General features: G+C 30.6%; 4 protein-coding genes. 2 read left to right on the top strand and 2 right to left on the bottom strand.

All coding sequences use genetic code 11. The features are described 5' to 3' along the window. Positions 1-3: 3 nt before the first annotated feature. Positions 4-405, bottom strand: a complete 402-nt coding sequence (locus tag TL18_RS06520; RefSeq protein ID WP_067043153.1) for a hypothetical protein — start codon at positions 403-405, stop codon at positions 4-6. A gap of 462 nt (positions 406-867) precedes the next feature. Between TL18_RS06520 and TL18_RS06525 the strand changes: the two genes are divergently transcribed. Together TL18_RS06525 and TL18_RS06530 are read left to right on the top strand one after the other, a co-directional pair. Beyond that, entirely contained in the window at positions 868-2691 is a 1824-nt protein-coding gene (locus TL18_RS06525) for a PP2C family protein-serine/threonine phosphatase (protein WP_197031817.1), read from the top strand. A gap of 260 nt (positions 2692-2951) precedes the next feature. Beyond that, a complete protein-coding gene (locus TL18_RS06530) occupies positions 2952-3248 on the top strand; it encodes an STAS domain-containing protein (protein ID WP_067043159.1) in 297 nt (98 codons plus the stop codon). Between the two features lie 166 nt (positions 3249-3414). Here TL18_RS06530 and TL18_RS06535 read toward each other — a convergent pair whose 3' ends face one another. Continuing rightward, positions 3415-5097, bottom strand: coding sequence for an MATE family efflux transporter (locus TL18_RS06535; RefSeq protein ID WP_067043163.1), 1683 nt, complete (start codon positions 5095-5097; stop codon positions 3415-3417). Between the last annotated feature and the right edge of the window lie 12 nt (positions 5098-5109).

The raw sequence follows: 5109 nt of genomic DNA on the forward strand, positions 1-5109 counted from the left end.
GACTCAGCTGCTTGAATAAAATGCACTGCAGCCTCCCTCATTTAAACCGTTAAGTTTATGGCCGTGTCCATCAATAGTTAAATCTTTATTAAGCTGGATTCTGGAACCGTAATGTCCATTATAATCCCTATACAAATCCAAAGTGAATCCTTTAGGAGCCGCATTTATCTCTCTTTGAAGGTCATCAAATGTGCCGGGTCCAGGATCACTGCCCCATAGTTCATTATTATCATGATTTTGAGAACTTAAGTTCTCATTAATTTCTAAATAATTTCCCTCATTAACAATTAACTGCCCATCAACATCAGTATCATTTAAATCCGCCGCTGAAACGACAGTTATTGATAAAATAAAAAGCATTAATGAAAAAATATTAACGTTTTGAATTTCATCATATTGCCTCATCTCTATATATTATTAATATATACGTATATTATTTTTAATAAAACTTATTATTAGAATGCAAAACTTTAAAAACTTAAATGATTTTTAGTAAATCATTGCTCTCATCACAATACTTCAATTTCAAATCAAATCTTTTTAAAACTTATTTATATGTTTTAAACCCCTTCTTCAATGATTATTGACTTCTCCATATAATATAGGTATTTTAATTTTTAAATCCTATAATTAAAAATTTTCATAAAATTTATAGTTTTTATCAGTATACAATTAAAAAAAAAACAAATTTTTACGGATTATTTTCAGCACATCCCCCTTAAAAATATAATAACAATGAGAATAAAATTAATTAACATATGAATTCAAATTAGATGTGAAAAAAGTGTTAAGATGAATAAAAAAATAAAAAAAATAATAGTGCCTTTTATATTAATGTTAATCTTTAATTTGGGTTCCTATTATTTTATGATGGGCAAAAATTTCGGTGAGGGCTTTTCTCCCCATGTAGGCCTTTTAGTCATTTCAGGATTGTTATTTGGACCTTATGGTGCCATAGGTTCTGTTTTGGGAAATACATTATGTGACTTAATCAGAGGATATAATCTAGGATTAACAGCAACATCCGAAATCGTCAGCCTAGGAATTTCATACCTGGCCTATAAAATATGGTATGAACCCATTAAATCAAGACCTCCAGTCAATAAACCTAGATTAAACAACACATCCAATATCCTCCTATTTTTAGGAATAGTTATAGTCTGTTCACTATTATTTGCATTGATAAACAAAAAACTATTTAATTTAATGTATCCGGAAACAATTCCCCTCAACATGCAAATCGGAATCAGATATTATGTTAATTTTATCAATTCAGGATTCCTATTTGGAATAATTGGAATATGGATTTCTAAAAGAATTGACTTTGTCCATATTCCTAAAAAGTCTAAAAGAAAATTAAACAAAAAACTATATTATGGAATTGGAATTATTCTAGCAATCTCTACATTGATAATTCTAATTACAGATTACTACTTTAACATAAGCGAAACAATTTCAGTAATTGAAGTTATACTTCTCACATCTTTAATATTTTTATACACCACCAAACCTATAACAGCAAAGATATATGAAATAACATTCACTTCTATACCTGAAAAGATAATGAATATTTTCCTTTTAACAACAATGCTTATCGTAATTCTTGGAATGTTAGTTTCATTAGACCCGGTATTAATTAGAGACATCGATGAAATCTTTCTTATTGGATTTAATGAAGTTAAGTTATCAATTATGGTATTCATAGATATCTTATTAATTATATTCTTCATCCCGTCCATTGCTGTTTTGAGGTATGTGGAACACGAAGTGATTTATCCGATAACATCATTTTCGAAAATTGAAAAATTTGTCAAAAAAGGAGATAAAATCGAATCCGAAGGATTAATAGACATTTATTCTGATTATTTGAATAACGAAGATGAAATTGGAATGTTAGCCCGCAGTTATACTGATTTAATTAACTATACTAATGAGTATATAGAAAATATTCATAAAATTGAAAGTGAAAAAGAAAAAATAAAAGCAGAACTCAACATTGCAGAAAGAATTCAAAAATCAAACTTGCCAACCCATAGCATTGAAAATGAAGATTATACGGTTTATGGATTTTCAAAACCTGCAAAAGAGGTGGGTGGAGATTTTTATGATTATTATCCAATAGATGAAGACAATGTTGCCATCATAATTGGAGATGCATCTGGAAAAGGAGTGCCTGCCGCTTTGCTTTCAACAATCACCCAATCAATAATTAGGCAAATATTGAAGAGTGAAACTGATCCTTCAAAGGCATTATATATGCTTAACAACCAATTATGTGAAAACAATACAGAGTGCATGTTTGTTACTTTGTGGTTAGGAATTTACAATAATAAAACAAAAGACATTATTTTTTCCAATGCAGGACATAATTCTCCTTTGGTTATGGAAGACGGACAATTCAGAGCTTTAAAAGTCAATAACGGCATCAGCTTAGGAATTATGAGTGACTATGAATTCATAACCGAAAAAATTAATATTTCCAAAGGGATAATAGTTTATACTGATGGAATAACTGATGAAAAAAATTCAAATGATGAATTTTATGGAAAAGACAGAGTTATTGACTTTTTAAATAATCATACTTTTGAAAATAAAGTAATTACAAACCTACTGCAAGACATTGATAGGTTTAAAGGAACTGAAGAACAGTTTGATGACATGACCCTCGTACTTTTAGACAGACATAAATAACCTGATTGCTGCAACTACTTTTAAATGTTAGTATCTAGCCAATGGTAATGTTTCTTATACTTCATTTTGTTTTGGACAGCTGCATGTTATGGAATTCCCAGTTTAGCAAAAACCGGTCCAACGAATATTCCCTTACAACATCACCACCCCCCATTTAAAGTATGATTTGATAATGCCTTGATTTTCAAGATTATATTAAAAAAATTTAAATTATAAAATCGGCCATAATTAATAATATAATTAAGAAATATGTGATTTACATGAATCTGATAAAGCAATATAATGAAAAAGAATTAACAATATCAGTTAAAGGTAAAATCGATACAAATATTTCACCTGACTTTCAAAACGAAATAATGGACGAAATGGGCAAATTTGATTCATTAATAATTGATTTTACAGAGTTAGAATACATTTCAAGTGCAGGTTTAAGAGTTTTACTCATCATTGGAAAAGAATTAAAACCTAAAAACATTCCTTATACAATTAAAGTTAATGATGCTATTAGAGAGATTCTTGTAATTTCTGGCTTTGATAATGTATTGAATTTGGAATAAAAGTTAAAGGGAGATATGCTCCTCATTCAGAATAATCTATTGACAGTTTAAAATTGCCCTTATGTAGTTTAGCTAATTAAAATCCTAATGAATGAAGAATCCAGTAGCATGCTCCATCCTGACCTTTTTCTCAAAGTTTACAAAAAATGTAATGGCAAAAAAATATTTAGTTCTTATCCATTACATATTCTATTGTATTGAATCCCAAAACTTCGGCATATTTTAAAAGGCCTTCTGGGAAGCTATGTTTTATGTGCTCAAGATTTTCCTTTTCTCCATCGTATTTAATGTCAACATGGATATTGTCATCATAATCAATGACTAACACTTCAATATATGTGCCATGGGGATTTGTATCAAGAATCACGTCAAAAATCTTGTTGACATTGGCACAGAATTCCTCATCAGCATTCAAACCTTTTAGATGTTGCAAACATTCTTCTCTTGCTTTCAAATCATTGTCTGTCAAAACGAAGTTTTGGGTTTTACTGACCAAATCCTTTTCAATGAAGAACAGACCACTGTATTTCGGTTCTCTTTTTTGAATCAATTTAACAATAATGACTGTGATAATCATTGTAATTATGCAAGATACAGGAAATCCTAGCCATATTCCATCGGATCCTATTAACTCATACAATACGAACACTGAAATCAATGGCAGTACAAGTGTTTCAAGAACTGAAAGCACTGTTGAGAGCACAGACCTTTCAATAGCTTCGTAATAGAATATAAATAAGCTAGGAAGTATTGAGCATAGGAAGAGGAATGAATATAATTTAATCGCATTTTTTGCAAATTCAGCAATGTCCAGATGGTTGAAGTTATAAAGGGCGAGGAATCCTTCAGGCCATATCCATATCAACAGTGTTAGAATTATTGCAAAAGCTACTGAAATGATGATAGAATTTCTAATTAAATGATTTAGATTAGCATAATCGTGCTTTGCATAATATATCGGAACGATTGAAGTTAATGTTTCTGAAATTCCAACATCAATAATACTTGCAATTACCAGTAAATCCATACATAACAAATAGGTGGCCAATCCTGCATCACCTAATGTTACAGCTATGAAAGAGTTCATAATGTAAACGAATATTATGTCGAAAATACCCATACTTGCACTAGGAAAACCTACTTTTATCATTTCTGCACTGCTTTTAATGAATGTTTTAAAGGCAAGAGCCGCACGGGAAAACCTGAATGTCCTTTTTGGATTGCGGATGTATAATAAACATATTAAAAGGCCTACAGTATATCCGATAAATGTTGCAAGTGAAGCGGAACTCATGCCCATTCCTGATGATAAGAATAAATAATCGAGGATTATATTGATTATATTGGCCACGATAATTACTACTGATGCGAAGTTTGGCTGGCCATCCACACGGATATATTGGGTAAGTACTCCAGAAACCGTGGATACGATAAAACAGGCATATAAAAATGTGGAATATTGTAATACAAGAGGTTTTGTAGCTGGTGTTGCCCGTAATATTGTGGCTAGAGGATCCATAAAAAATAAACAGATAATTGCCATTATAAAAGAGCCAATGAATGATAATGCAATGGACACTGTAAAGTAACGATTACTTCCTTCAGTATCAAATTCCGCTTTTTTGTTCAATGCTAAAATTTGTCCTCCAAGACCAAATAACCATTCGAAAACTGTTATTAATAATATTACAGGTTCCAATATTTCAATAGCTGCAGCAGCATTTTCACCCAAAAATGACGTTACGAAAAAGCTGTCGACAACTGAGCTAATGTTCAAAGCCATTACTATAAGTAATGTTGGCAATAATAATTCCTTAAATTTACTGTCAGCAATTTTGAAATTCTTCATTGAATCACCTAT

Source organism: Methanobrevibacter sp. YE315, assembly GCF_001548675.1.
Lineage (GTDB): Archaea > Methanobacteriota > Methanobacteria > Methanobacteriales > Methanobacteriaceae > Methanocatella.